The following is a 26524-nucleotide window of genomic DNA, read 5'->3' on the forward strand; positions in this document are numbered from 1 at the left end:
GGCGCATTGGTCTTGGGGCAGCGACCTGTTCGTTCGTCTTACCCGGCATAACGTACCCGCCGCCGCCACGTACGTCCGCTGCATCCGCACCTGCGTGCGGATGACCCGCCTCTGCGGCACTGATCTTTCGACAGGTTTTTTCATGCGTACTTCCACCCGCGCGGGGCATCGCCTGCGCCCGTCACGTCTCTGCATCGCCCTGCTCAGCGCCGGCCTGGCCACCGCGCCGGCACTGCCGGCCCTGGCCCAGTCCAGCCCGGCCTCCGCTGCGGCCACGCTGCGTTTCGACATTCCCGCCCAGCCGCTGGCCGACGCGCTGCGCACCTACATGCGGCAATCCGGTGTCCAGGTCGCCTATCCGGCAACACTGGCCGAAGGCCTGACCTCCACGGCGGTGGCCGGGCAGATGGATGCACCGTCGGCCTTGCTGCGCCTGCTGCAGGGCAGTGGGTTGAACATGCGCCAGGTCGGGCCGGAAGCGGTAACGCTGGAGCGCGCACGGGTGGCCGGCAACGACGACGGCCTGATCGTCACCGATGCGCTCAGCGTGGCAGGTGATCGCATCGAGGGCGGCAGCGACGCCGAGCGCGCGCTGGACGTGTACCGTACCGCCGGTTCCAGCGCCTACATCGACCGCACCACCATCGAGCGCTTTCGCGGCACCTCCACCTCGGACATCGTCAAGGGCGTGGCCGGTGTGACCGCCGGCGATCCGCGCACCGCCAACGCGCTGGACGTGAACATCCGCGGCATCCAGGGCCAGAGCCGCATTCCGGTGATCATCGACGGCGGGCAGTCGACCATGGATACCTACCGGGGTTACGCAGGCCAGTCGCAACGCACCTATCTGGATCCGGACCTGATCTCCAACATCACCATCACCAAGGGGCCGAGCCTGGGCGTCAACGCTTCCGGCGGCATCGGCGGCGTGGTGGAGATGGAAACGCTGAAGATCGAGGACGTGCTGCGCGATGGCCGTGACGCCGGGCTGCGCGTGCGCACCGGCATGGCCAATGCCAGCGCCAACAACGTGCCCGCCTACGACGCCGCACCGCGCACCGACCGCAGCGCGCTGGGCAGCCAGTTCTTCAACATCGCCACCGCCAAGCATTGGGATCGCTTCGACCTGGTCGCCGCCTACGCATGGCGGGAGAACGGCAACTACTTCTCGGGCAAGCACGGCTACGACGACTTCCCACAGACCCGACGCACGCTGGCACCGTTGAATCCGCCGGATACCGAAGTGTTCAACACCTCAGCGCGCTCGGAGTCCTTCCTGCTCAAAGGCACCTGGCGCATCGACGATGAGCAGACGCTGGAAGCGGGCTACCGCCGTTATGAAGGCACCGCCGGCGAGATCATGGCCTCGCAGATCATCCGCGTGGACCGCGACCGCGTGCCGCAGTGGGACCCGGGCCATGTCGACATGGATGCCTACAACCTGCGCTACCGCTTCAACCCGGACAACGAGCGGATCGATCTGAAGGCCAACCTCTGGTACACCGACGCCGACAGCCTGATGTACAACGGCCTGACCGGCATCACCCCGTGGTACTTCGATCGCCGCACCGAGTGGTACGACGGCCCCTCGTTCAACACCGACCCGGGCTACAAGGATGCCTACCGCAATGAGCTGACCCAGACCCGGCTCGGTTTCGATGTGGGCAACACCACGCATCTGGACGGTCGCGCCGGGTTGTTCACGCTGGACTACGGCCTGTCCTTCAGCGACGAGGATGTCGGCCCGGGCCCGCACTCGCCGGTCATGCACGACGACCTGGTCAACAACCGCTTCCTGCGCAACGCCGAGCGCAAGGAATACAGCGCGGTGGCCTCGGTCAAATGGCAGCCGGACGAGCATTGGGAAGTGGTGGTCGGTGGCCGCTACAACCGCGTCAACGTGCACGACCGCAATCGCCTGGCCACGCCGGAAACGTATGGGGTGATCGGTCAGTACCGCTACACCCAGCTGCTGGACGGCAACCCCGATCTGCCGGCATGGCGCGCCAAGCGCATCGCCATGCTCAACTGGTATCCGGATGCCAACGGCCAGTTCACCGAAGCCTCGCTGCTGGCATCACCGTATGAGAAGGGCACGGTGGCTGACATCACCGGCTGGAACTTCTACGACGCCGATGATGCCGAAGATCTGAGCGTGCCGGTCAGCTGGACCTGGTCGCAGCCGATCCGTCGGCGCGACAGCGCCTTCATGCCCAGTGCCAGCGTCGCCTACCGTTTCGACGAAGACACGATGGTGTACGTGAAGTACGCCGAGGGCGTGAAGCTGCCGAGCCTGTTCGAGACCACGCTGGGCCTGTTCACCGCGGCCAAGCCGACCGGTGAGCTCAAGCCGGAACGGGCAGGGACCTGGGAAGTGGGTGCAAGCACGGTGCGCCACAGCCTGTTCACCGAGGGCGACCAGGCCGGCTTCAAGCTGGCCTACTTCAACACGCGCATCGCTGATCTGATCACCCGCGACTACCGCACCCTGTCGGCCGGGCTGATCCGCAACGTGGACCGCTTCAAGGTCTCCGGCGTGGAGTTCCAGTCCAGCTATGACAGCGGCATGGTGTTCGCCGATCTGTCCGCGCACTACTACATTCAGGCCAAGACCTGCGCGCCGGACATCGCCGCCGAGCGTCGTGCCTACGGCATCCAGCGGAAGATCGAGGAACTGAAGAACACGCCGGACTGCGTGGATGGTGGCTTCGAAGGGTCCTACAGCAACACCCAGAACCCGCCGCGCTACAACGTCAACCTGACCCTGGGCTCGCGCCTGTTCGACCAGCGCCTGAGCTTCGGCACCCGGGTGATCCACAACGCCGGCCCGATCAGCACGCTGGACAAGGAATGGAACGTGGGCCTGTCGGCGATCCAGCAGCTGTACCGCCCGGCGACCATCGTGGATCTGTTCGCCAGCTGGCAGGCCAGCGAGCAGTTCGCGGTCGACCTCAACGTAGACAACCTGACCGACCGCTACTATCTCGATCCGCTGGCGCTGGGCGTGATGCCCGCACCGGGCCGGACGGTGCGGATGGCGCTGACCTACCGCTACTGATATCTGGACACGACAGGGGCTGGCATGGCCGGCCCCTGTCGTGCATCCAGCCTGCCCATCCGGGGCCGGCCGGCATCAGATGCCCGTAATCGCTCAGCCGGCGTTGGCCTGCGCGGTCGCATCGGCGTGCAGGGCTTCGCTGAGCTCATCGACCACGATCGCCCACTCGGCATCCGAGCGCAGCTGTTCGGTCAGGAACTGGCGCTGCCCGTCGTTCCAGTACGGCGCTTCGATCAGGCGGATATCGTTGGAGAGCTGGTGGTCGCGGATGAAGGCGGCGATCGCCTCCTCGCTGGCCTCCAGCCCGAGCTGCAGGAACAGATTGGTCATGCGCGGTTCGGTGGTGATCATCGTGTCATTCCAGTGGCAGGGCGTGGCCCGTATTATCGGGGCAAGGCCGTGACGGTGGCATGTGACGGCCGCAACGCTCCCCACGCGACAATGGGCTTGGGGTTGCAGCCGTGACAGACGTCTTCAACAGAGAACCGCGCCCCACTTCCCCATCCAAGCAGTGCCATGATCGTCATCGATACTCCCCAAGCCACCCGCAGCCAACGCCTCAAGGCCGCCACCCGTGACAGCCACGGCGCGCTGGACAAGCGCATCATGGCCGGCGACATCTTCGCCAGCCGCGACCTGTTCGCGAAATTCGTGCGCGTGCAGTTCCGCTTTCACCGCGACATCGACGCGCTGTATGGCAACCCCGCGCTGGACGCGCTGCTGCCTGACCTGGACGAGCGCCGCCGGCTGCCGCTGATCGCCCGCGACCTGGCCGATCTGGAACAGACCCTGCCACTGCCGGCATCCGCCGGCCTGGATGGCGACCTGCCGCTGCCGGCCGCGCTCGGCTGGCTGTATGTGGCCGAAGGCTCCAACCTGGGGGGCACCGTGTTGTACAAGATGGCCGCCAGGCTCGGCCTGGACAGTGACTTCGGCGCGCGCCACCTGGCCGCACATCCCGATGGCGCGGCCCGCCATTGGCGCGCGTTCACCGCCGCGCTCGACGGCGTCGCGCTCACCCAGGCGCAGGAACAACAGGTGATCGATGCCGCCGATGCCGCTTTCCGCAGCGTGCACGGTCATGTCGAGGAAGAATTCGCATGAGCACCGCTCGGCACAGCTCCGCCGTGCCGGACCGCCACGGCCACCCGTGATGCGCTGGCTCTGGTTCGGCCTGGGCTGGATCATGGTGGCGCTGGGCGTCATCGGCGCCCTGCTGCCGGTGATGCCCACCACCATCTTTCTGATCCTGGCCGTCGGCTGCTTCGCGCGCAGCTCGCCGAAGTTCGAGCGTCGGCTGCTCGAGCATCCTCGTTACGGCCCACCGCTGCGCCTGTGGCGCGAGCAGGGCGCGATCAGCCGCAAGGGCAAGGCCTTTGCCGGCGCCGGCATGGCGTTCGGCTTCGTCATGTTCTGCTGGGGCGCGCATCCGTCCTGGCCGCTGCTGCTCGGCGTCGGCCTGTTCTTCGCCGCCAGCGCGGCCTATGTGCTGTCACGGCCCGCGCCGCGGCCATCGGCCACGCCGGATCGCCCGTCGGAGCGCTGAACGTGCTGTCCGCCCCGCACTGATTTCCACCGCTTCGCCCCCGATATTCCTCCCCCCTTTGCCTGCCTCCGGCCCTGTCACGCGCCGCGATGCCCTGACCGACGACTCCGCCCATGACCCTGCCCATCGCTCTTCCTGCCACCGTGGCGGCGCTGCCGCATGACCTGACTCCCTGGGGCATGTACCAGGCCGCCGATGGCGTGGTGCAGGCCGTGATGATCGGGCTGGCGCTCGCCTCGATCGCCACCTGGACCGTGCTGGTCGCCAAGACCTGGGAGCTGGCGCGGCAGCGCACGACGTTGCGCGCGGCCCGTGCGCTGCTGCTGCAGGCCGCGCACCTGCCGGCGCCGCAGACGCAGCCGTTGCTGGACGAGGGCGTCGCGCATGCGTTGATCGATGCCGCCCGCACCGAGCTGCGCCTCTCGCATGACGCGCATGATCCGGTCGGGATCAAGGAGCGCGTCGCGTCGCGCCTGGAACGCATCGAACTGGCGCATGCGCGCCAGCTGCGCACCGGCGTGGGCCTGCTCGCCAGCATCGGCGCGATCGCGCCGTTCGTCGGCCTGTTCGGCACGGTCTGGGGAATCATGAACAGTTTCATCGGCATCGCCCATGCCAACACCACCAATCTTGCCGTCGTCGCACCGGGCATCGCCGAGGCGCTGCTTGCCACCGCACTGGGCCTGGTCGCGGCGATTCCCGCCGTGGTGATCTACAACCACTTCACCCGCGTGCTGGCCGGTATCCGCGGCCTGCTGGGGGATCTGTCCGCGGGCGTGCAGCAACTGGTCTCGCGCGATCTGGACCGGCTTGGCAAGGCGCCGGCCGTGCACGACGCGCGCTGAGGACCGGCCATGCCCATCAAGACCGCCCGCCACGACGACGACGCGCTGGAAGAAAGCCACGAGATCAATGTCACGCCCTTCATCGACGTCATGCTGGTGCTGCTGATCATCTTCATGGTCGCCGCGCCGCTGGCCACCGTGGACACGCCGGTGGACCTGCCGGCCAGCACTGCGCAGCCGCAGCCACGCGATGGCGAACCGGTGTTCCTCTCGGTGCAGGCCGATCTGTCACTGAGCATCAACGACGTGCCGGTGGGCCGTGATGGCCTGAAAGCTGCGCTGGAGCGGCTGACTGCCGGTGACCACGAGCAGCGCATCTACCTGCGCGCCGACCAGGCGGTGCCCTATGGCGATCTGATGCGGACCATGAATGCCCTGCGCACGGCGGGGTATCGCAGGATCGCGCTGGTCGGGCTGGAGCAGCGCCGCGAATGAGCCGCGACCCCGCCGCGACGCTGCGCTGGGTGGGCAGCCTGGCCCTCGTGTTGGCCGTGCATGGCGCGCTGATCGGCGGCGCGCTGTGGTGGCAGCACCGTGCGCCGGTGCTGGCCAGCGACACGCCCGTGGAAGCGGTGATGGTGGAGCTGGCGCCGGTGCCTGAGGCGCCGTCCGCGCCACCGAAGGAGATGCCGCCCGGGCCGCTGCAGCACGAACAGCATCGGCCCGAGCCCACGCCGGTGCCAAAGATCGACCTGCCGCCGGCCGACACCCCGGACGCGCAGGACGTGCTGCGTCGGCAGACGCCGCGCGAAGAGGAGCCGACCGACCCGCACAACGTCGATCAGACGCTGGCACCGCCGGATGTCTCCGCACGCCCGTCCGAACGCTACGCTGCCACGCAGACCGTGGCCGGCCACCAGGGCAACGCGGCGGTCACCTGGCAGGGGCTGCTGCTCGGCCATCTGGAACAGTACCGCCGCTATCCGCGCCAGGCCGAGCGCCTGCGCCAGCAGGGCGTGGCCTATGTGCGCTTCTCGGTGGACCGCCAGGGCAACGCCTCCAACATCCGCCTGGGCCAGAGCAGCGGCCATCCGCTGCTGGATGAGGAAACCCTGGCCACGGTGCGCCGCGGCAGCCCGCTGCCGCCGCCGCCCGCCGAGGTGGCCGGTGATCCGGTGGAGGTGATGGTACCGGTGACGTTCTTCATCCGGCGGCGGTGAGGCGCGGCAGGAGAACACCCCTTGGGCGCGCCGGCCAACGAGGCCAGCGCGCCCGTTCTGCCTCAGAGCAGTGGCACCAGCAGCAGTGCCACGATGTTGATGATCTTGATCAGCGGGTTGATCGCCGGGCCGGCCGTGTCCTTGTACGGATCACCGACGGTATCGCCGGTCACCGCGGCCTTGTGCGCCTCACTGCCCTTGCCGCCGAAATGGCCATCTTCGATGTACTTCTTGGCGTTGTCCCAGGCGCCGCCGCCGGTGGTCATCGAGATCGCCACGAACAGGCCGGTGACGATGGTGCCGATCAGCAGGCCACCGAGCGCACGCGGCCCGAGCAGCAGGCCGACCACCACCGGCACGGCGACCGGCAACAGCGAGGGGATGATCATTTCGCGGATCGCCGAGCGGGTCAGCATGTCCACCGCGCGGTCGTACTGCGGTTTGCCGGTGCCTTCCATGATCCCGGGAATCTCGCGGAACTGGCGGCGCACTTCCTCCACCACCGCACCCGCCGCGCGACCCACCGCTTCCATCGCCATCGCACCGAACAGGTAGGGGATCAGGCCACCGATCAGCAGGCCGATGATCACTTCATGGTTGGACAGATCGAAGGCGAAGGTCTCGCCGGGATTGGCGGCCTGCAGGTTATGCGTGTAATCAGCGAAAAGCACCAGTGCGGCCAGGGCCGCTGAGCCGATGGCGTAGCCCTTGGTCACCGCCTTGGTGGTGTTGCCGACCGCATCCAGCGGGTCGGTGATGTCGCGGATCTCCGGCGGCAGTTCGGCCATCTCGGCGATACCGCCGGCGTTGTCGGTGATCGGGCCGTAGGCATCGAGTGCGACGATCATCCCGGCCATCGAGAGCATCGCCGTGGCGGCGATGGCGATGCCGTACAGGCCGCCGAAATAGTGTGCCAGCCAGATCGCCACGCACACCGCGATCACCGGCAGGGCGGTGGACTTCATCGAGACACCGAGCCCGGCGATGATGTTGGTGCCATGCCCGGTGGTGGAGGCCTGCGCCACGTGCTGCACCGGTTTGTACTGGGTGCCGGTGTAGTACTCGGTGATCCACACGATCAACCCGGTCAGCACCAGCCCGATCAACGCGCAGAAATACAGGTTCAGCGCGCCATGCGCGTTGTCCGGCATCAACTGCGTGGTGATCGGGTAGAACGCGATCGCCGCCAGCACCCCGGATACGATCACGCCCTTGTACAGCGCCCCCATGATCGAGCCGCCCGGTTTCACTTTGACGAACAGCGCGCCCACGATCGAGGCGATGATCGAGACACCGCCCAGCACCAGCGGATACAGCACCGCATTGGCACCGGCCTCGGCGATCATCAGGTTGCCGAGCAGCATCGTGGCGATCACGGTGACGGCGTAGGTTTCGAACAGGTCCGCCGCCATGCCGGCGCAGTCGCCGACGTTGTCACCCACGTTGTCGGCGATCACCGCCGGGTTGCGCGGGTCGTCCTCGGGAATGCCGGCTTCGACCTTGCCGACCAGGTCCGCGCCGACGTCGGCGCCCTTGGTGAAGATGCCGCCGCCCAGCCGCGCGAAGATCGAGATCAGCGACGAACCGAACGCCAGCCCGACCAGCGCGTGCAGCGTCTGCGCGACATCCAGCCCGAGCTTCAACAGCAGCGCGTAGTACCCGGCCACGCCCAGCAGGCCCAGCCCGACCACCAGCATGCCGGTGATCGCACCGCCGCGGAAGGCCACGTCCATGGCCGCGCTCAGGCCGTTGCGGGCCGCCTCGGCGGTGCGCACGTTGGCGCGGACGGAGACGTTCATGCCGATGTAGCCGGCCGCGCCGGAGAGCACGGCGCCGATCGCGAAGCCGATCGCGGTGTACCAGCTGAGGAAGATGCCGACCAGCACGAACAGCACGGCACCGGCGATGGCGATGGTCAGGTATTGGCGGTTGAGGTAGGCGCGCGCGCCTTCCTGGATGGCGGCGGCGATTTCCTGCATGCGCGCATTGCCAGCCGGCTGCCGGAGGATCCAGCGTGCCGACACGATGCCGTAGAGAATCGCGAGGATGGCGCAGAACAGCGCCAGAGAAAGCCCATAACGTTCCAGCATGTCCCCTCCCGGGTGATGGAATGACATCCAGTGAACGGATGAACTTCTCCACACGGGGGCACAACGGGCTGCAACCATGAACCAACCCGTTCAGACCGTGCCCGGTCGTCAAGCGTGTGGCGGTGTTCAGCAATCCCTGGTGGCCCGAGTATGCGGGCAAATCCTCGATGCAAGCCAGCAAGGATTACAAACCGCATGCGTGAGGCCGAACTGTCAGTGACATGGGTAGCGCCGACCAGTGGCATGGGTAGTGCCGGCCGCTGGCCGGCAACCACGCAGATCCGGACGACGGGCCGCCTTTGCCACGCCGTTCAGCCACCCACTGGCAGCCTCGGCCCATTCCCCCGCCGTTGGAGTCCTGCCATGTCCCCCCGTCATCTGTTGTGGCTGGCCCTGTTGCCCGCCGTGTCCTCTTTCGCCGCCGAGACCCCCGAACTGCAGCGCGCTGCGGGCACCCCGCAGGCGGTGGGCGCGGCCCACACCCTGCGCCAGATCCCCGAAGCCTGTGCACGGCTGGAAGGCGTGTTCACGGGCGAGGCCGCGCAGCCGTACAAGTTCGCCGTGGTCCGCACCAGCGAGCAGTGCCAGCCGCGCGCCCGCTTTGTGGACTACGACAAGGCGCAGCCCAGCGAGGCCAAGGGCTGGAAACTCAATGATGTGATCCGTGTGCCGAATGCGGGCTGCCCGGCCCAGCAGGCGGTGGTGCGCGTGTGGCGCATGCCGGTCACCACCACGCCCGAACGCGATGGCCAGGGCCAGTCGCGCATCTACCTGGAAGACGCCAAGAAGCAGGCCGCCGCCGGCAAGATCGCGCAGGTGCCGATGTTCGCCGCGCAGATGAAGGTCGAGGGCAAGGCCTGCAACTGACCTGACCACGCACCGGTAGTGCGGCCGCTGGCCGGCTTCCCGGACGCTGCCGGGGACACCGCGGTGCCGGCCAGCGGCCGGCACCGACGGATTGCTCATGCTTCGAAGGCAGGCAGCTTCTTCTTCACCGCCACGTTCTTCAGCGTCACGTACTTCGGCAGCCCATCAGGCCCGTAGGGCAACGGGGCTTCCCCCTTGATCAGCGGGGCGAGATAGGCGCGTGCCTTGTCGGTGATGCCGAAGCCATCGCGGCGGATGAAGCCGGCCGGCATCTTCTTCTCGTGGTTGGCCACCTTGTGCAGCGGGGCGGCCTCGATTTTCCAGCGATAGGGTTTATCGCTGGTGCGCACGATCACCGGCATCACCGCGTTCTGGCCCTTCAACGCGAACTGCACCGCCGCCTTGCCCACCGCCTGTGCCTGCTCCCAGTCCGTTTTGGAGGCCAGATGGCGCGCCGAGCGCTGCAGGTAGTCGGGCAGGGTCCAGTGGACCTTGTAGCCCAGTCCATCCTTGACCCGGGCCGCCAGCTGCGAGGCCACGCCGCCGAGCTGGGTATGCCCGAACGAATCGGTGCCACCGCCCGCATCGGCGACGAAACGGCCATCGGCCGTCTGGATGCCCTCGGAGGCCACCACCACGCAGTAACCCACGCGCTCGACCACCTGTTTCACTTTGGCCAGGAACGCGTCCTCGTCGTAGGCGCGCTCGGGCAGCAGGATGATGTGCGGGGCGTCATCGGCGCCCTGGCCGGCCAGGCCCGCGGCCGCCGCAAGCCAGCCGGCATGGCGGCCCATCGCTTCGTACACGAACACCTTGGTCGAGGTCTCGGCCATCGCGGCCACGTCCAGCGCCGCTTCGCGCACCGAGACGGCCGTGTACTTGGCCGCCGAGCCGAAGCCCGGGCAGGTATCGGTCACGGCCAGATCGTTGTCGATGGTCTTGGGCACGCCGATGCAGGTCAGGTCGTAGTCGAAGGCCTTGGCCAGCTGGGAAACCTTCCAGGCGGTATCGGCCGAATCGTTGCCGCCGTTGTAGAGGAACCAGCGCACATCGTGCGCGCGCAGCACCTGGAGCAGCCGCTCGTACCTGCCGCGGTCGGCCTCCAGCGATTTGAGCTTGTAGCGGCACGAGCCGAACGCGCCGCCGGGGGTATGGGCGAGGGCGGCGATCGCGGCAGCGGTTTCCTTCGAGGTGTCGATCAGGTCCTCGCGGAGCGCGCCGAGAATGCCGTTGCGTGCGGCCAAGACCTTGATCCCTTTGGCCCTTGCCGTGCTGATGACCGCCGAGGCCGTGGCATTGATGACGGCGGTGACGCCGCCTGACTGGGCGTAGAGCAGGGTACCGTTGGGCATGGTGCGACCTTGGTCTGGGGGAAGGACATTGCAGAGACATTACCGGTATGGGGTAAAGTGCGCGTATTGCGGTGCAGCGTGATTGTGGACAATCCCGGGGCGCGCGCCCTTCCATTTTCTTACCACGTTGGAGTCAGGTTGATGCGATTGGTTCTGTTGGGACCGCCCGGTTCGGGCAAGGGGACGCAGGCGACGCGCCTGAAGGAACATCTTTCGATTGCGCACATTTCCACCGGCGACCTGCTGCGTGCCGAAGTGGCGGCGGGGACCGAGCTGGGCAAGCAGGCCAAGGCCGTGATGGATGCCGGCAACCTGGTGTCCGATGACATCCTGCTGGGCATGCTCGAGTCGCGCCTGGGCCAGGACGATGTGGCCAAGGGCTTCATCCTGGATGGTTACCCGCGCAACGTGGCCCAGGCCAATGCGCTGGACAGCCTGCTGGCCAAGATCGGCCAGCCGCTGGATGCGGTCGTGCAGCTGGACGTGCCGACCGAACTGCTGGTCGAGCGCATCGCCGGCCGCGCCGCCGAGCAGGGCCGTGCCGATGACAACCCCGAATCGGTGCGTCAGCGCCTGCAGGTCTACAACGACCAGACCGCGCCCGTGGTGGATTTCTATGCCGGCCGTGGCACGCTCGCACGCGTTGATGGCGTGGGTGAACTGAACGACGTGGAAGCGCGCATCCGCGCCGCGATCCAGGCCTGATCCGGTCGGTGCCGCTACGGCGGCACCGCACGGGCAGTGCGCTGCCCAGTGCCTGAAACACACACGCCCGGCCCCCGAAGGGACCAGGCGTGTGGTTTGAAGGTGCCAGCGAGCGGGCTTGCTCAGAGCCCCGCAGCATGAGCCCCCCTGGGGATGGCCTCTTGGGGAGTAGGACCAATGGGGTGCTGCGGCTGGCCCATGGAATTGTGTCCGTCTTCACAGTACGGCGCTATCGGGATTTCCCTGACACCGTGATGGACTTCTCTGATACTCGACTAGGAGTTATCTGACGGCGATGTCCATCGACGGTGATGATCGGCGACAATCGCAGGCATGAGCACGATCCACATTCTTGGTATTGCAGGCACTTTCATGGGCGGCGTGGCCGCGCTGGCACGCGAGAAGGGCCATACGGTCCGCGGCAGCGACCAGGCGATCTACCCGCCGATGTCCACCCAGCTCGAACGCCTGGGCATCGCCCTGGATCCGGGCTACCGCGCCGACAGCGTGGCACCGGACTGCGACGAGGTGGTGATCGGCAATGCGCTCTCGCGCGGCAACCCTGCCGTGGAAGCCGTGCTGGATGCAGGCCAGCGCTATATCTCCGGGGCCCAGTGGCTGTCCGAGCAGGTGCTGCCGGGCCGCGACACCCTGGCTGTGGCCGGCACGCACGGCAAGACCACCACCACCACCATCCTGACCTGGCTGCTGCACAGCGCCGGGCGTGAGCCGGGCTTTCTGATCGGCGGCGTGGCGGAGGATTTCGGCGTGTCCGCGCGCATCGGCAGCGGCCGCGAGTTCGTGGTCGAAGCCGACGAGTACGACACCGCGTTCTTCGACAAGCGCAGCAAGTTCGTGCACTACCGGCCGCTGGTGGCGATCCTCAACAACCTCGAATACGACCACGCCGACATCTTCCCGGACGTGGCCGCGATCCAGCGCCAGTTCCATCACCTGATCCGCACCGTGCCCGCGCGCGGGCGCCTGATCGTCAACGGCGAAGATGCCTATCTCGCCGAGGTGCTGGCGATGGGGTGCTGGACGCCGGTGGAGCGCTTCGGTTTCGATCCTGCGCTGGAATGGCACGCCGAACTGGTGGAGGCCGACGGCAGCGTGTTCGTGGTGCACCATCGCGGCGAGCGCATCGGTGAAGTGCGCTGGTCGCTGCTCGGCCGGCACAACGTGCTCAACGGGCTCGCGGCGCTGGCCGCCGCGCATGCGGTAGGTGTCGAACTGGCCACGGTGATGCCGGCGCTGGCCGCGTTCCGCAGCGTCAAGCGCCGGCTGGAAGTGATCGGCCAGGCGCGCGATGTCACCGTCTACGATGACTTCGCGCATCACCCCACCGCGATCCGCACCACCCTCGAGGGCCTGCGTGCGAGGGTTGGTGAAGCCCGCATCGTGGTGGCGATGGAACCGCGCAGCAATTCCATGCGGCTGGGCGCGCATGCGCAGGCGCTGGCGCCGTCGCTGGACGGTGCCGATGCCGTGGTGTTCCTGCACCGCCCGGAGTTGGCCTGGGATGCGGCCGGCGTGATCGCCGCCGTGCGAGGCGACGCGTATGCCGTGCCGGATACCGATGCGCTGCTGTCGCGCCTGGACGCGATCGCCATGCCCGGCGACCACGTGGTGTTCATGTCCAATGGTGGCTTCGACGGCGCGCCGCGGCGCTTCCTGGCACAGCTGCAGCCGTCCTGAGCGAGCCTGGCCATGACCGACACCGCGTCACTGCCCCTGTTCCCGCTGCACACCGTGCTGCTGCCCGGCGCCGCGCTGGGCCTGCGCGTGTTCGAGCGGCGCTACCTGGACATGCTGCGCGAATGCAGCCGCGCCGGTACCGCGTTCGGTGTCTGCATGATCCTGGACGGTGAGGAAACCGGCGCCCCTGCGGTGCCGGCCGCCTACGGCGTGGAGGCGCGGATCGAGGATTTCGACGTGGGCGCCGATGGCGTGCTGGTGCTGCGCCTGCGTGGCCAGCGTCGCTTCCATGTCGATCGCACGCGCGTGCGCGACAATGGGCTGATCATTGCCGAGGTGACCTGGTGTGCGGCCGACAGCGACGATGAGCTGCAGCCCGAACATGCCCTGATGGCGACCGTGCTTGAGCACATCATCGAACAGGCCGGTGCCGCGTTTGCTCCGGTCAGCCCGGCGCAGATGGAGCAGGCCAGCTGGGTCGGCTGGCGCCTGGCGGAGCTGCTGCCCCTGCAGGATGCGCAGCGCCTGCAGCTGCTGCAGCACGATGACCCGCACCAGCGCCTGCAGGCGTTGCTGGACTGGATGCCGTAACGCGGGGCGAGGCCCCGCTGCACGAACGGCCGGGATGATCCCGGCGCTGCCTCATTCGGCCGCGGGCATGCGCACGCGCAGCACCGGCATCTGCGTATCCGGATGGGTGTCGACCTGCTGTGGCAGGCCATCCAGTGCCTGGCGCACCGCATTGAGCGAGGGGTCGATGCCACGCATCGGGCGCCACATCCCGATCAGATTGAAGTGCTGCTGGTAGTGCAGGGTCTGTGCACTGCCGAGCCACAACGGCTCATCCACCGGCGCTGACAGACGCGCCGGTGCCGGCCACAGGCGCAACGCGAACATCTCGTTGGGCGCATTGCCGGCGCGCAGCATCAGCAGCGATTCGACCTGCGTGTCCAGGGTGGCTGGCAGGACCGGCACCTTGTCCTTGTCCGATGACTTGTCGAGCATCAACAGCGCCTGCTCCCAGCCGGCCTGCGGCTGAACGCGCCAGCCCTGGCTTTCCAGGCGGCGCTGCAGCGGTGCCAGCGGGCCGGCCACCTGCACATCCAGCGGCCAGCGCTGGTCATCATCGAATTCATTGCGGCGCGAGGGCAGGTGCTGCCACTCGGTCGTCCACCAGGCCTGGGCATCCAGCGGCGCCGGGCTCGGCTGCGCCGGTTCGAAGCGCGCCAGTTTCACCGGGATGTTGCGCGGGGCGTACCAGAGCGCGGCCACGGCGAAGGTACCGTAGAACAGCCACGCCACCGGCTTGACCCAGAACGAGCGGTTGAAGCGGCGGCGGTACGCAATGCCGAGCACCAGCAGCCAGAACAGGCCGAACAGCATGCCGCCGATCACATCGCTCAGCCAATGGGCGCCGAGGTAGATGCGGGCGAAGCCGATCAGGCTGACGATGATGCCCGACAGCAGGTACGGCCACACGCGGGTGCGGCCGGGCAGTTCGCGCGCGATCAGCACGGCGAAGAAGCCGAAGGTGATCGTGGCCATCGTTACCGAGACCGACGGGAAGCCGAAGCCGCTGCTCGCATCCGGCGGCCGGACCACATCCACGGTTGCGCCGAGCAGCTTGCACAGGGCCAGGCCGAAGGCCAGCGCGGCCAGCCAGTGACCGGCCGCCATCCAGCGCCGGCGCCAGACCAGGTAGCCCATGCCGGCGGCCGTGGCCGGCAACAGGACCTGCCAGGCGCCCAGCGAGGCCAGCGCGGCCATCGGGTAATCGGCCAGCGGATTGCGCAGCGCCAGCATGGCGTGGTGCACGGCCAGATCGACCCGCAGCGGTTCGCCATGCGCGACCACCGCCATCAACAGGGCGAACCAGCCCCAGCCAAGCAGCAGCAGCATCACCGCCAGCATCGCCAGCGGCACCGATTCACGCCGCTGGGGATCGAACACCGCCACCGAGTAACGGCCCAGCGTTGGATGGCGCTGCGACCAGTTCAACAGCATGGCCAGCCAGCTGTCCATGCGCGAGGCCGACCAGCGGTAGCCGTACAGCACGATCGCCCAGACCAGGCCCATGATCACGCCGAGCAGGCCCAGCACCATCACCAGCCGGCCTGCAACGGCGGCGACCGCGTCATACGCCTCGCCGAGCACCCAGCCGGGGGCCAGGAACAGCACCGCCCAGGACAGGCTGGCGATGCCACTGGCCTGGAAGTAGCGCGAGAGCGGCATCTTCATCATGCCGGCGATGGCCGGCACGAACGGGCGGATCGCACCGACATAGCGCGCCACCAGGATGCTCTTGAACGCGTTGCGGCGGAACATCGTCTCGCCGCGGTCGAGCAGCTGCGGATACTTGCTGAAGGGCCAGAAGCCGCGCAGGCGATCCCCCCAGCGCCGGCCTACCCAGTAGCTGATGCCGTCGCCGGCAAACGCGCCCAGCGCTGCGCAGGCCACCGCGTACGGCCCGGAGATCTGGCCCAGGCCGATGAACACACCCACGGCGAACAGCAGCGGCAACGCGGGCACGATCGCGCCCAGCACGATGACCGCATCGCAGAAGGCAATGAGGAAAATGACCGCACCGGCAAGCACGGGGTGAGCTGAGATCCACGCAAGCGTGGCATCGATCCATGACGAGTCCATCGGAGGATTATAGGGGGGGCAAAGTGACTGACTGCCGGCCAGCGGCGGGCAATGTGCGGCATCTGCAGTGAATGAACGCGATCAGCCGCCTAGAATGGCGCCATGACACGCCCTGCCGATCCCGCCCCGACCGCCCTCAAAGCCGACAGCTTCGGCCGCATCCTGCTGATGGAGCAGGACGGCCAGCGCTTCGTGCGCCGTGATCTGGAGGCCACCCCGTGGTGGCTGCGCCTGCCGGCATGGTGGCTGGCCCGGCGCGAGGCGCGCGCGCTGGCGCATCTGGATGGGATGCCCGCCACGCCGCGGTTGCTGGGCTGGAACGGGCGCTGGCTGGACCGCAGCTTCATGGCCGGCGATGCGATGTACCAGCGTCCGCCGCATGGCGACCTGGCCTATTTCCGTGCGGCGCGCCGTCTGCTGCAGCAGGTCCATCGCCACGGCATCGCGCACAACGACCTGGCCAAGGAAGCCAACTGGCTGGTGCGCGAAGACGGCTCGCCGGCCCTGATCGATTTCCAGCTGGCGGTGATCGGCAATCCGCGCTCGCGCTGGATGCGCCTGCTGGCCCGCGAGGACCTGCGCCACCTGCTCAAGCACAAGCGCATGTACTGCCGGCCGTCGCTGACGCCGGTGGAGAAGCGGCTGCTCAAGCGCACCTCGTGGGTGCGTGACCTCTGGTTCCGCACCGGCAAGCCGGTCTACCGCTTCGTCACCCGCAGGATCCTGCACTGGGAAGACAACGAAGGGCAGGGCCCCAAGCCGTAGCAGGGGCCGATGCCTGGCGCTCAGCGCAGGTCGATGATCTGCTTGCCGGTGAAGCGGCGTTGCGCGTCGAACTCGTAGGCGACCCGCAGCATGCCCTCGTCCGCGCAGGCATGGCAGGTGCGCAGCGGCGTGCTGTAGATCAGGCGCAGCCCGCCGTTGGGCAGCGCTTCACTGCCGCTGGCCTCGGCGGGGGCGAACGGTGAGGCGTCCGGGTGCGCATCAAGGAAGGGCTTGACCGTTGCATCGGCGCGCGACATCTCCGGCAGGACATCCGCATCCACATCCACGGTATGCCCGGCACTGTCGACCAGCAGCGTGCCTTCATTGGTATTGGCACGGAACGGGTACTCGATGGTGGCAATGCCCACGCCGTCCTGCTCGCGCCATGCGCTGACGTAGCCGGGATTCCCCTGCGCGCCCAGCTGATGGGCCGCGGCGATCGCCTGCGGGCTGGCCTTGGCCGCCTGCATCGCCTTGGACAGGCAATCATCGGCAACCGGCGCCTGGCCACGGCAGGCGTCCACCTCGCCGTCCCAGATCGCCGCTTCGCTGAAGGGGGAGGTGCCGCCGGCCGTACCGGGAACGGTGGCGGCCGCCTGCACAGGGGCGGTGGACGGGTCGCCGGCGGGCTGGCAGGCAGCCATGGCCAGTACCAGCGCCAGCGCGGTCAGGGGAAGGCGGATCGCCGTCATGTCGCTCATTCCATGCAGAACGTGAACGCCCAGTATCGACGCGGCGCATGAATCCGGTGTGTGCGCCGGGGCGGCATAATGCCGGTTCACTGCAATCGCATCGAAGGAATCCGCGCATGGCCAGTCTGCAAGGCAAGACCCTGTTCATCACCGGCGCCTCGCGCGGCATCGGCCTGGCCATCGCACTGCGTGCTGCACGGGACGGGGCCAACATCGCCATCGCGGCCAAGTCCTCGGTGCCCAATCCCAAGCTGCCCGGCACCATCCACAGCGCAGCGGAGGCGGTCACCGCCGCCGGCGGCCAGGGACTGGCGCTGAAGTGCGACATCCGCGAGGAAGACCAGGTGCGTGCGGCCGTCGCCGCCACCGTGGATACCTTCGGTGGCATCGACATCCTGGTCAACAACGCGAGCGCGATCTGGCTGCGCGGCACGCTGGACACGCCGATGAAACGTTTCGACCTGATGCAGCAGGTCAACGCACGCGGCAGCTTCCTGTGCGCGCAGGCCTGCTTGCCGCACCTGCTGCAGGCACCCAATCCACACATTCTCACCCTCGCGCCGCCGCCAAGCCTGGACCCGAAGTGGTGGGCGCCGCATACCGGCTACACGCTGGCGAAGATGGGCATGAGCTTCGTCACGCTTGGCCTGGCCGCGGAGTTCGGCCCACAGGGCGTGGCGGTCAATGCGTTGTGGCCGCGTACCGTGATCGCCACTGACGCGATCAACATGATTCCCGGCGTGGACATCGGCGGCTGCCGCACGCCTGCCATCCTTGCCGATGCCGCACACGCAGTGCTGACCCGCGAGGCGGCCGGCTTCAGTGGGCAGTTCCTGCTCGATGACGAGGTGCTGGCGCAGGCCGGCATCACCGATCTGAGTGGCTATGCCGTCGATCCGTCGCGTCCGTTGATGCCCGATCTGTTCCTGGATTGACGCGTGCGCGGTGCGCGCCGCGTGCGCGATGACAAACGCTGCACAGGCCGGGCTGCTATGGTGCGGGCCCCAAATCGTATGGACACATGCATGTCATTCCGCACACGGACCGCACCGCTCGCCGCCGCCATCGCCTTGATCAGCCTGCTCGGCGCCTGCAGCAAGGGCCCGGGCAGCGTTGCCGATACCCAGGGCGTGGAAAAGGTGAACGCCTACATCGCCTGCTTCAACGCCGTTGAACAGCCGATCCACGAAGGCTTCCAGCAGTACATCGGCTGGATGCAGGATCCGGAGGCTGGCCCGACCGGCAATGAGAAGCAGGTGCGTGGGCCGGGCACGGTGCTCTCGCATCGCGTGGAAGTGTGCAATGCGCCGATGGTCGCCGCGCTGGCGATGACGCCGGCCGAGCCCGAGCTGGATCCGGCGGCGAGCGCTTACCAGAAGACGTTCGTCGACCTGTACGCCCTGATCGAGCAGGCCGACCGTTACTACAGCCGCGAGGACTACCTGCGCGATGACCATGCCGGGATGCGCAGCCAGCATGCCCCGCTGATGAAGGCCTACATGGCCTTCTTCGACGCAGGCACCGCGCTGGATGCCGCGCTGGAAAAGCGCGAAGACGAACGGCGTGCGGAACAGCTCAAGGAGATTGAAGCTTCCGAAGGCCGCTCGATGGCGTACTACCAGATCAAGATCCTCGGTGATGGCAAGCAGCTCACGCAGCTGCTCAACAGCGAGACGCCCGATCTGGCGGTGGCACGCACCCAGCTCGCGGCGTTCCAGGCGCTGCTGCAGCAGGCGCAGGATGACAAGATCGGCAAGGGCGATGCGATGTGGGGCCACGTGGAGCGCGCCGCCGATGCACTGGCCCGCGATGCCGGCCGCCGCATCGAGCGCGTCGAGTCAAAGAAGCCGTATACCCGCAGCGAGCAGATGCTGATGGAGAGCGGTGGGCGGATCAGCAACCCGCAGGGCTCGGCCGAAGCCTTGCTGGTCAGTTACAACGACCTGGTCGACATGAGCAACCGCCTGGCGCGGACCAGCGGCGCGCGTTGAGTGATCGCGCGGCGGGCTGCGAGGCGGCCCGCCGCACGCATCAGACGTTGAAGACCGGTGGCAGTTTTTCGCCGCAATGGCGGCAATGCACGGCGTCCGGTTCGTGGCCTTCCAGCCCGCAATGCGGGCAGCCGCGCGCATCACGGCGCGCGGCATGCTCGGCATCGCGCATGGTGTTGGCCAGTTCGGCGGTGTAGATGCCGGTCGGCACGGCGATGATGCTGTAGCCGATCAGGATCAGCACCGAGGTGACGAAGCGGCCGAGCACGGTCTGCGGCACGATGTCGCCGAAGCCCACCGTGGCCATGGTCACCACCGCCCAGTACATGCTGCTGGGGATGCTGGTGAAGCCGTGGTTGGGGCCTTCGATCACGTACATCATCGTCCCGGCGATGATGGTGATGGTGATGACCGTGAACAGGAACAGCAGCACCTTGCGGCGGCTGCGCCACAGCGATTCCATCAGCACGCCGCTTTCTTCGATGTAGCGGGTCAGCTTGAGGATCCGGAACACCCGCAGGATGCGCAGCGCGCGCACCACCAGCAGGCTCTGCGCGCCGGGGATGAACAGCGACAGGTAGGTGGGCAGGATCGAGGCCAGATCGATGATGCCCCAGATGCTGAATGCGTAGCGCAGTGGGCGTTTGACCACCACCAGCCGCAGCAGGTACTCGGCGGTGAACACGATCGTGAAGCCCCATTCCAGTACGTACAGCCAGTCGGCGTAGGCCGCATGGAAGCGCTGCACGCTGTCGAACATGACCACCACCACGCTGGCGATGATCGCGTAGACCAGCAGCAGGTCGAAATTGCGCGAGGGCTGGGTGTCGTGGCGGTAGATGATGTCGAACCACTGGCGGCGCCAGCCGGTCTCGGTGGCGGGGTTGAGCTGGGGGGCGGTGAACGGTCGCATGGGCCGCATTGTGCCCCACCGGCCCAAAGCGCGAGAATGGGATCTTTCCTGAGCCCCTGACTGCCATGACCGCCGCTGCCACCGATCCGCTGTTGTCCCTGTCGCATTACTACCTGCCGGTCTACAAACCGCGCCAGGTGGTGCTCGAGCGCGGCCAGGGTGCGCGCGTCTGGGACAACCAGGGCCGCGAGTTCATCGATCTGGCCGCCGGCATCGCCGTGTGCGGCCTGGGCCACAACGATCCGGACCTGAAGGCGGCGCTGATCGAGCAGGCCGGCAAGCTCTGGCACACCAGCAACGTGTTCTACAGCGGGCCGCCGCTGCGCCTGGCCGAGGAGCTGGTCACCGCCTCGCGCTTCGCCGAGCGCGTGTTCCTGTGCAACTCCGGCGCCGAAGCCAATGAGGTGGCGATCAAGCTGGTCCGCAAGTGGGCCTCTTCGCTGGGCCGCCCGGCGCACCAGCGCGTGATCGTGACCTTCCGCGGCAGCTTCCACGGCCGCACGCTGGCCGCGGTCACCGCCACCGCCCAGCCGAAGTACCAGGAAGGCTACGAGCCGCTGCCCGGTGGCTTCCGCTATGTCGACTTCAACGACGAGGTCCAGCTGGAAACCGCGATGGCCGCCGGCGATGTGGCCGCGGTGATGCTCGAGCCGATCCAGGGCGAGGGTGGCGTGATGCCGGCCAAGCCGGGCTTCCTGCAGCGCGTGCGCGAGCTGTGCGACCAGCACAACGCGCTGGTGGTGCTCGATGAGATCCAGGCGGGCATGGGCCGTACCGGCACGTTGTTCGCGCATTGGCAGGACAACATCAAGCCGGACATCGTCACCCTGGCCAAGGCGCTGGGCGGCGGCTTCCCGATCGGCGCGATGCTGGCCGGCCCGAAGGTGGCCGAGGTGATGCAGTTCGGTGCCCACGGCACCACCTTCGGCGGCAACCCGCTGGCCGCGGCCGTCGCGCGCGTGGCGCTGCGCAAGCTGTCCTCGCCGGAGATCGCACACAACGTCAGCCGTCAGTCGCAGGCGCTGCGCGATGGGCTGGGCAGGATCAACGACGAGTTCAAGGTGTTCAGCCAGGTCCGCGGCCGCGGCCTGATGCTGGGCGCGGTGCTGGACAAGGATTTTGCCGGCCAGGCCGGTCCCATCCTCGACCACGCCGCCGAACACGGCCTGCTGACCCTGCAGGCCGGCCCGGACGTGCTGCGTTTCGTGCCGTCGCTGAACATCACCGATGAAGAAATCGCCGAAGGCCTCAAGCGCCTGCGCGCGGCGGTGCAGTCCTTCATCGCCACGCGATAACCAACAGCGGTAGAGCCGACCGTTGGTCGGCTCTACGCCAGGGCGCACCGCTTCAACACCTTGCCGATGCTGCGACTGTCGGTGGCGGTTTCCGCCCGCAATCCTGCCTGACGCGCACCGCGCACGTTGGTGAACAGGTCATCGACGAACAGCGTGCGCCCGGCGCGTGCGCCCAACAGCGCCATCGCCTGCACGAATACGGCCGGGTCCGGCTTGCGAGCGCCCAGCGCGCCGCTGCACAGGATGCGCCCGCGCAGCGCTGCGGCCAGGGTGGGCAGGATGCGCGGGATGGTGTCCACCATCAGCGCGCCGTTGTTGGTCAGGATCGCGATCGGCATGCGGCGTGCAACCTGTTCGATGCGTTCGATGACCCCGGCCTGTGGCATGGACGCGGCGATGCGGGCGTCCTGCCACTGCGTGATGCTCACCGTGCTGCCCAACGCCGCGCCCAACTGTTGCAGGTACAGCGTGCTGTCCAGGCCGGCGTCATGCTGCTGCTCCAGGCCGCTATCGAACAGGGCGGCGTGCACCTGTGCGACGCTGCAGCCGGTGCTGGCGGCCAGGTGACGCACGCGCAAATGCCGCGCATGGCGCACCAGCACGCCATCGAAATCCAGCAGCAGCCCCTCCACGGCATCGGTCATCGCGCACTCTTGTCCGGGTCCAACGCTGACCGTACCGCAGTCGGGGCGCTTGCTGCGACATCGCGTCGCAGGCCGGGCGTGGGCACGGACTCTAGAATCGCGTGGACTGTTCGATGGAGATCGCCGTGAAACTGCTTGCCCCCGTGTTGCTTGCCGGCCTGATGCTGGCCCCGGCCGCCCATGCGCGCGTCTGCGCGATCGCCATCGACAGCACCGACCAGATGAGCTTCAGCCAGAAGGAGATCAAGGTTGCGGCGGACTGCACCCAGGTGAAGCTGACCCTGCGCCACACCGGCAAGCTTGCCGCGACCGCGATGGGCCACAACTGGGTGCTGACCCGCACCGCGGATTACCAGCCGGTGGCGATGGCCGGCATGCGCACGACCCTGGCCGACAGCTACCTGCCCAAGGGCGATGCGCGTGTGCTGGCGCATACCCCGGTGATCGGGGGCGGGCAGACCACCAGCGTCACCTTCTCGACCGCGAAGCTGGCCAAGGGCGGCGACTACACGTTCTTCTGCTCGTTCCCGGGGCACTTCGCGATGATGAAAGGCCGTTTTCTGTTCGGCTGAGCGCCGATGCCGGCCGGTGGACGGCGTGACGACCAACGGTCGTCACCTACCGCCTCCCATCAGCCTTTGACGAGCTTGAAGGCTTCGCGCGCGGCCTCGATGGTCGCATCGATGATGCTGTCGTCGTGGGCGCTGGACAGGAAGCCGGCCTCGTAGGCCGAGGGGGCCAGGAACACACCGCGCTCCAGCATCGCGTGGAAGAAGGTGTTGAACGCGGTGATGTCGCACGCCGTCGCCTGGGCGTAGGTTTCCACCTTCTGGTCGGTGAAGAACAGGCCGAACATGGCGCCGACCTGGGTGGTCGTCACCGCCACGCCGGCCTCGGCCGCCGCGGCTTCCAGCCCGGCGCAGAGGCGCGCAGCGGCGGCACTCAGGCGATCATGGAAGCCCGGTTCCTGCACCAGTTCCAGCATCGCCAGGCCCGCGGCCATCGCCACCGGATTGCCGCTGAGCGTGCCCGCCTGGTAGATCGGGCCAGCCGGGGAAATCTGCGACATCAGCTCGCGGCGGCCGCCATAGGCCCCCACCGGCATGCCGCCGCCGATGATCTTGCCGAAGGTGGTCAGGTCCGGGGTGACGCCGTAGTGCGCCTGCGCGCCGCCGAGGGCCACGCGGAAGCCGGTCATCACTTCATCGAAGATCAGCACCGTGCCGTACTGCGTGCACAGCGCGCGCAGGTGCTGCAGGTAGCCCTCGCGCGGCGGGATGCAGTTGGCGTTGCCGACCACCGGCTCGATGATCAGGCCGGCGATGTGCTCGCCCTGTTCGGCGAACAGCGCGGTGGCGGCCTCGAAATCGTTGTAGGGCAGGGTCAGGGTGAGTTCGCTCAGGCCAGCCGGGACACCCGGCGAGGTCGGCACGCCCAGGGTCAGCATGCCGCTGCCGGCCTTGACCAGGAACGAATCGCCGTGGCCGTGATAGCAGCCTTCGAACTTGACGATGCGGGTGCGGCCGGTGGCGCCGCGCGCCAGCCGGATCGCCGACAGCGTGGCCTCGGTACCGGAGTTGACCATGCGCACCATCTCGCAGGACGGCACCAGCCGGGTCAGCGTTTCGGCCATGGTCACTTCCGCTTCGCACGGCGCACCGAAGGACAGGCCGTTGCCGATCGCCTGCTTGACCGCCTGGCGCACCGCGGTGTGGTTGTGGCCGACGATCATCGGGCCCCAGGAGCCGACGTAATCGATGTAGCGGTTGCCGTCCACGTCGTACAGGTACGCGCCATCGGCACGCTGCACGAAGAACGGCTCGCCGCCGACCGACTTGAACGCGCGCACGGGCGAGTTGACGCCGCCCGGCAGCAGTTTCTGGGCGCGGGTGAACAGGGCGTGGGACTGGTCGTGGTTCATGGGGTGTCCTGGGTCTTACGGAAACTGGGCGAGGAAGGCGCGCTGGGTGGCAACCGGGTCGGGGGCGGCGAAAATGCCGCTGACCACGGCCACCAGGTCGGCGCCGGCCGCGATGATGGGACCCACATTGTCCGGGCTGAGCCCGCCGATCGCCACCCGCGGCACGCCCAGTGCGGCGCTTTGCCGCAGCAGGTCCGGCGTGGCACGGCTGGCGGTGACCTTGGTGGTGGTGGGGAAGAACGCGCCGAAGGCCACATAACTGGCCCCTTCGGCCACGGCACGTGCCGCATTGGCCAGCTGGTCGTAGCAGGACGCGCCGATGATGGCGTCGGGGCCCAGCAGGGCGCGCGCCGCGCCGATGTCGCCGTCGGTGCCGCCCAGGTGTACGCCAGCGGCGCCCACGGCATGGGCCAGCGCCGGGTCGTCATTGATGATCAATGGCACGCCGTGCGGCGCGCACAGCGCCTGCAGCGCGGTCGCCTGCTGCAGGCGCAGGGCGGCATCGGCGGTCTTGTTGCGGTACTGCAGCCAGGTGGCGCCGGCCGCCAACAGCGGCGCGGTGCGCGCCAGCAATCGTGCGGTATCGGGTTCGTCGGGGGTGATGAGGTAGACGCCGCGGGGCGGCGTGGGGGCTGAAGCGTGATTCATCAATGGCTACCGGTAGCGCGACGGGAGTGGGACAATGAGCGCTGTCAGCTCTTGTCCTGCCGTGATTATCCGATGACCGACGCTACCGCCACCACCTCCCGCACCTGGATGTGCGTTGTCTGCGGCTTCCTGTACCGGGAAGAAGACGGGTTGCCGGAAGAGGGCATCGCCCCGGGCACGCGCTGGGAAGACATTCCCGATACCTGGACGTGCCCGGACTGTGGCGTGACCAAGGACGATTTCGAGATGGTCGAAGTCGACTGAGGCCGGGCCGGCGCCGCGTCATGGCGCCTTTCAATGCAGGCGCGGCACCGCGCCACCCAGGCTGACCAGCTTCTCGCGCACGTACTGGGCGTCGCTGGCCTTGGCATTGCGCTTGAGGTACAGCCCCAGGTCGTTGCGCGCGCCCGCCTCGTAGTCCAGCTGCAGGTAGGCCATGCCGCGGTCGCGCAGGGCATCGTCCTGTTCCGGAGCGAGCTTGAGCAGGCGGTCGGCACTGCGCGCGGCACGGTCCCATTCACCGCGTTCCACATAGACCCCATGCAGGTTGCGCAGCATCCGCATCAGGATCGCGCGCGCCGGGGCCGGGTCCAGGATCTGTGCCAGCACATCGTCGTCGGGCACTTCACCGCCCAGGTGCGAGCGGGCGCGTTCGCGCAGTTCTTCCACGCCGAGCGGGCGGCCGCCGTTGAACGGGTCCATCACCAGCACGCCGTCGTTGAGCGGCAGGCGCACCAGGAAATGGCCGGGGAAGGACACCCCGTCCAGCGGGATGCCGAGCCGGCGCGAGACTTCCATCTGCACCAGCGCCAGTGAAATCGGGTTGCCCAGGCGGCGCTCGAAGACCTGGTTCAGATAGCTGTTGCGCGGGTCATAGTATTCGCCATGGTCGCCGCTGTAGCCGAGCTCGTCGAACAGATGGCGGTTGACCGCGGCGATCTTCAGCGGCCACATGTCGATCGTGGCGATCTCGGTGCGCAGGTGGTCGGCGTGGCTCTGCAGGACCGCGTCGTAGACGGCAGGGTCCAGGTCCGGGTATTCGTCCCGGGCGATCAGCAGCGCGGTCGGCAACAAAGGCAGCGCCTCGTCATCCAGCTCGGCCAGCGATTCCCACGTCGGCAATGTGATCTGCCCCTGCATGGGACAAGACTGGCGACAAACGCGCCGCGATTCAAGGGCGCGGCGCGTTTATCGGGTCCCTTTTATTTACCGTCGGCGATGCCGGGGCCGAACTTCAGTTCGGTACCGTCCTTGAGCTTCATCTTTTCGGCCTGCCCGGCATTGAGTTCCAGCACGTAACGGGCCGGCTCGCTGCTGGGGTAGGGCGGGCAACGGTCACCGGCCGAGCACGGTGGCACGTCACGCTGCTGGCTGACCAGGCGGCGCTGTGCATCGAAGTACAGGATGTCCAGGGCGATCTTGGTGTTCTTCATCCAGTACGCCTGCAGCTCTTCGCGTTCATGGATGAACAGCATGCCGTGGTCCTCCGGCATCTGGTCGCGGAACATCAGCCCGCGGGCGCGGGTGTCGTCATTGGTGGCCAGTTCAACGTGGTAGCGGTTGCCGTCCAGCTCCACCCAGTGACGGGCGTTGGTGCTGGCACAGCCGGCCAGGGTGAGCAGCAGAAGCAGGGGCAGCAGGCGCGACAGGGACATGGGATTGCCTCGTTGGGGGCAGCCGGCGCGGGC

The 26524-nt window shown here is 67.9% G+C and carries 27 protein-coding genes; 16 read left to right on the forward strand and 11 right to left on the reverse strand.

The window, feature by feature from the left end:
- The first annotated feature begins 142 nt into the window (after positions 1-142).
- The gene (locus tag ORK51_RS08430) at positions 143-3058 is read left to right on the forward strand and encodes a TonB-dependent receptor (protein ID WP_266084719.1); all 2916 of its coding nucleotides are present in this window, start codon (positions 143-145) and stop codon (positions 3056-3058) included.
- 93 nt (positions 3059-3151) lie between these two features.
- Here the strand turns inward: ORK51_RS08430 and ORK51_RS08435 are convergent, their stop codons facing one another.
- Positions 3152-3409, reverse strand: a complete 258-nt coding sequence (locus tag ORK51_RS08435; protein WP_019183827.1) for a DUF2789 domain-containing protein — start codon at positions 3407-3409, stop codon at positions 3152-3154.
- Positions 3410-3574: 165 nt separating this feature from the next.
- Here ORK51_RS08435 and ORK51_RS08440 point away from each other — a divergent pair, with 165 nt between their 5' ends.
- The 5 genes from ORK51_RS08440 to ORK51_RS08460 all read left to right on the forward strand — a co-directional run bounded on the left by ORK51_RS08440 (position 3575) and on the right by ORK51_RS08460 (position 6609).
- Positions 3575-4162: a biliverdin-producing heme oxygenase gene (locus ORK51_RS08440; protein WP_266084720.1), complete on the forward strand. Its 588-nt coding sequence runs from the start codon at positions 3575-3577 to the stop codon at positions 4160-4162.
- Positions 4163-4211: 49 nt separating this feature from the next.
- Complete coding sequence (locus ORK51_RS08445; protein WP_046274323.1) at positions 4212-4604, forward strand: YbaN family protein; 393 nt, start codon at positions 4212-4214, stop codon at positions 4602-4604.
- A 113-nt stretch (positions 4605-4717) separates the two neighbouring features.
- The gene (gene exbB / locus ORK51_RS08450; protein ID WP_261997256.1) at positions 4718-5449 is read left to right on the forward strand and encodes a tonB-system energizer ExbB; all 732 of its coding nucleotides are present in this window, start codon (positions 4718-4720) and stop codon (positions 5447-5449) included.
- 9 nt (positions 5450-5458) lie between these two features.
- Complete coding sequence (exbD, locus tag ORK51_RS08455) at positions 5459-5884, forward strand: TonB system transport protein ExbD (protein WP_266084721.1); 426 nt, start codon at positions 5459-5461, stop codon at positions 5882-5884.
- Positions 5881-6609, forward strand: coding sequence for an energy transducer TonB (locus tag ORK51_RS08460; protein WP_070425855.1), 729 nt, complete (start codon positions 5881-5883; stop codon positions 6607-6609). Before exbD ends, ORK51_RS08460 begins: the two co-directional genes overlap by 4 nt.
- Before the next feature lie 62 nt (positions 6610-6671).
- On the opposite strand, the gene ORK51_RS08465 is transcribed toward ORK51_RS08460, so the two are convergent.
- The gene (locus ORK51_RS08465) at positions 6672-8699 is read right to left on the reverse strand and encodes a sodium-translocating pyrophosphatase (RefSeq protein ID WP_019183833.1); all 2028 of its coding nucleotides are present in this window, start codon (positions 8697-8699) and stop codon (positions 6672-6674) included.
- A 363-nt stretch (positions 8700-9062) separates the two neighbouring features.
- On the opposite strand from ORK51_RS08465, the gene ORK51_RS08470 reads away from it, so the two are divergent.
- Positions 9063-9566, forward strand: a complete 504-nt coding sequence (locus ORK51_RS08470; protein WP_070425853.1) for a hypothetical protein — start codon at positions 9063-9065, stop codon at positions 9564-9566.
- 95 nt (positions 9567-9661) lie between these two features.
- Here the strand turns inward: ORK51_RS08470 and ORK51_RS08475 are convergent, their stop codons facing one another.
- A complete protein-coding gene (locus tag ORK51_RS08475) occupies positions 9662-10918 on the reverse strand; it encodes a 6-phosphofructokinase (RefSeq protein ID WP_261997254.1) in 1257 nt (418 codons plus the stop codon).
- A 141-nt stretch (positions 10919-11059) separates the two neighbouring features.
- Between ORK51_RS08475 and ORK51_RS08480 the strand changes: the two genes are divergently transcribed.
- The 3 genes from ORK51_RS08480 (at position 11060) to ORK51_RS08490 (ending at position 13912) form a co-directional block, all read left to right on the forward strand.
- On the forward strand, positions 11060-11623 hold the full coding sequence (locus ORK51_RS08480; RefSeq protein ID WP_019183836.1) for an adenylate kinase: 564 nt from the start codon (positions 11060-11062) through the stop codon (positions 11621-11623).
- Positions 11624-11956: 333 nt separating this feature from the next.
- Positions 11957-13321 (forward strand): UDP-N-acetylmuramate:L-alanyl-gamma-D-glutamyl-meso-diaminopimelate ligase, encoded by a 1365-nt coding sequence (mpl, locus tag ORK51_RS08485; protein WP_070425851.1) that lies wholly within the window; start codon positions 11957-11959, stop codon positions 13319-13321.
- Positions 13322-13333: 12 nt separating this feature from the next.
- Positions 13334-13912 (forward strand): LON peptidase substrate-binding domain-containing protein, encoded by a 579-nt coding sequence (locus ORK51_RS08490; protein ID WP_261997251.1) that lies wholly within the window; start codon positions 13334-13336, stop codon positions 13910-13912.
- Positions 13913-13963: 51 nt separating this feature from the next.
- Here the strand turns inward: ORK51_RS08490 and ORK51_RS08495 are convergent, their stop codons facing one another.
- A complete protein-coding gene (locus ORK51_RS08495; RefSeq protein WP_070473560.1) occupies positions 13964-15967 on the reverse strand; it encodes a bifunctional DedA family/phosphatase PAP2 family protein in 2004 nt (667 codons plus the stop codon).
- Positions 15968-16069: 102 nt separating this feature from the next.
- Between ORK51_RS08495 and ORK51_RS08500 the strand changes: the two genes are divergently transcribed.
- Complete coding sequence (locus ORK51_RS08500; protein WP_019183840.1) at positions 16070-16732, forward strand: phosphotransferase; 663 nt, start codon at positions 16070-16072, stop codon at positions 16730-16732.
- Positions 16733-16752: 20 nt separating this feature from the next.
- On the opposite strand, the gene ORK51_RS08505 is transcribed toward ORK51_RS08500, so the two are convergent.
- Complete coding sequence (locus ORK51_RS08505; protein WP_266084722.1) at positions 16753-17424, reverse strand: hypothetical protein; 672 nt, start codon at positions 17422-17424, stop codon at positions 16753-16755.
- Positions 17425-17540: 116 nt separating this feature from the next.
- On the opposite strand from ORK51_RS08505, the gene ORK51_RS08510 reads away from it, so the two are divergent.
- Positions 17541-18359 carry an SDR family oxidoreductase gene (locus ORK51_RS08510; RefSeq protein ID WP_070425847.1) on the forward strand — a complete coding sequence of 273 codons (819 nt, stop codon included), beginning with the start codon at positions 17541-17543 and terminating at the stop codon, positions 18357-18359.
- Between the two features lie 90 nt (positions 18360-18449).
- Complete coding sequence (locus ORK51_RS08515) at positions 18450-19415, forward strand: YiiG family protein (RefSeq protein ID WP_266084723.1); 966 nt, start codon at positions 18450-18452, stop codon at positions 19413-19415.
- A gap of 40 nt (positions 19416-19455) precedes the next feature.
- On the opposite strand, the gene ORK51_RS08520 is transcribed toward ORK51_RS08515, so the two are convergent.
- Positions 19456-20328 carry an ion transporter gene (locus ORK51_RS08520; RefSeq protein ID WP_266084724.1) on the reverse strand — a complete coding sequence of 291 codons (873 nt, stop codon included), beginning with the start codon at positions 20326-20328 and terminating at the stop codon, positions 19456-19458.
- A 65-nt stretch (positions 20329-20393) separates the two neighbouring features.
- On the opposite strand from ORK51_RS08520, the gene ORK51_RS08525 reads away from it, so the two are divergent.
- Entirely contained in the window at positions 20394-21623 is a 1230-nt protein-coding gene (locus tag ORK51_RS08525; RefSeq protein ID WP_266084725.1) for an acetylornithine transaminase, read from the forward strand.
- A gap of 32 nt (positions 21624-21655) precedes the next feature.
- Here the strand turns inward: ORK51_RS08525 and ORK51_RS08530 are convergent, their stop codons facing one another.
- Entirely contained in the window at positions 21656-22267 is a 612-nt protein-coding gene (locus tag ORK51_RS08530; RefSeq protein ID WP_266084726.1) for an HAD-IA family hydrolase, read from the reverse strand.
- Between the two features lie 113 nt (positions 22268-22380).
- Between ORK51_RS08530 and azu the strand changes: the two genes are divergently transcribed.
- A complete protein-coding gene (gene azu / locus ORK51_RS08535) occupies positions 22381-22839 on the forward strand; it encodes an azurin (protein WP_070425842.1) in 459 nt (152 codons plus the stop codon).
- Between the two features lie 59 nt (positions 22840-22898).
- Here the strand turns inward: azu and hemL are convergent, their stop codons facing one another.
- On the reverse strand, positions 22899-24188 hold the full coding sequence (hemL, locus tag ORK51_RS08540; protein ID WP_266084727.1) for a glutamate-1-semialdehyde 2,1-aminomutase: 1290 nt from the start codon (positions 24186-24188) through the stop codon (positions 22899-22901).
- Positions 24189-24203: 15 nt separating this feature from the next.
- Positions 24204-24836: a thiamine phosphate synthase gene (thiE, locus tag ORK51_RS08545; RefSeq protein WP_070425840.1), complete on the reverse strand. Its 633-nt coding sequence runs from the start codon at positions 24834-24836 to the stop codon at positions 24204-24206.
- A gap of 72 nt (positions 24837-24908) precedes the next feature.
- On the opposite strand from thiE, the gene ORK51_RS08550 reads away from it, so the two are divergent.
- On the forward strand, positions 24909-25100 hold the full coding sequence (locus ORK51_RS08550) for a rubredoxin (RefSeq protein WP_266084728.1): 192 nt from the start codon (positions 24909-24911) through the stop codon (positions 25098-25100).
- 30 nt (positions 25101-25130) lie between these two features.
- Here ORK51_RS08550 and ORK51_RS08555 read toward each other — a convergent pair whose 3' ends face one another.
- Positions 25131-25976 carry a SirB1 family protein gene (locus ORK51_RS08555; RefSeq protein WP_019183851.1) on the reverse strand — a complete coding sequence of 282 codons (846 nt, stop codon included), beginning with the start codon at positions 25974-25976 and terminating at the stop codon, positions 25131-25133.
- A gap of 62 nt (positions 25977-26038) precedes the next feature.
- Complete coding sequence (locus tag ORK51_RS08560) at positions 26039-26491, reverse strand: DUF192 domain-containing protein (RefSeq protein ID WP_070425839.1); 453 nt, start codon at positions 26489-26491, stop codon at positions 26039-26041.
- Positions 26492-26524: the final 33 nt, after the last annotated feature.

The sequence above is a fragment of the Stenotrophomonas sp. RIT-551 genome, assembly GCF_026241915.1.
Taxonomy (GTDB): Bacteria; Pseudomonadota; Gammaproteobacteria; order Xanthomonadales; family Xanthomonadaceae; genus Stenotrophomonas; species Stenotrophomonas bentonitica_A.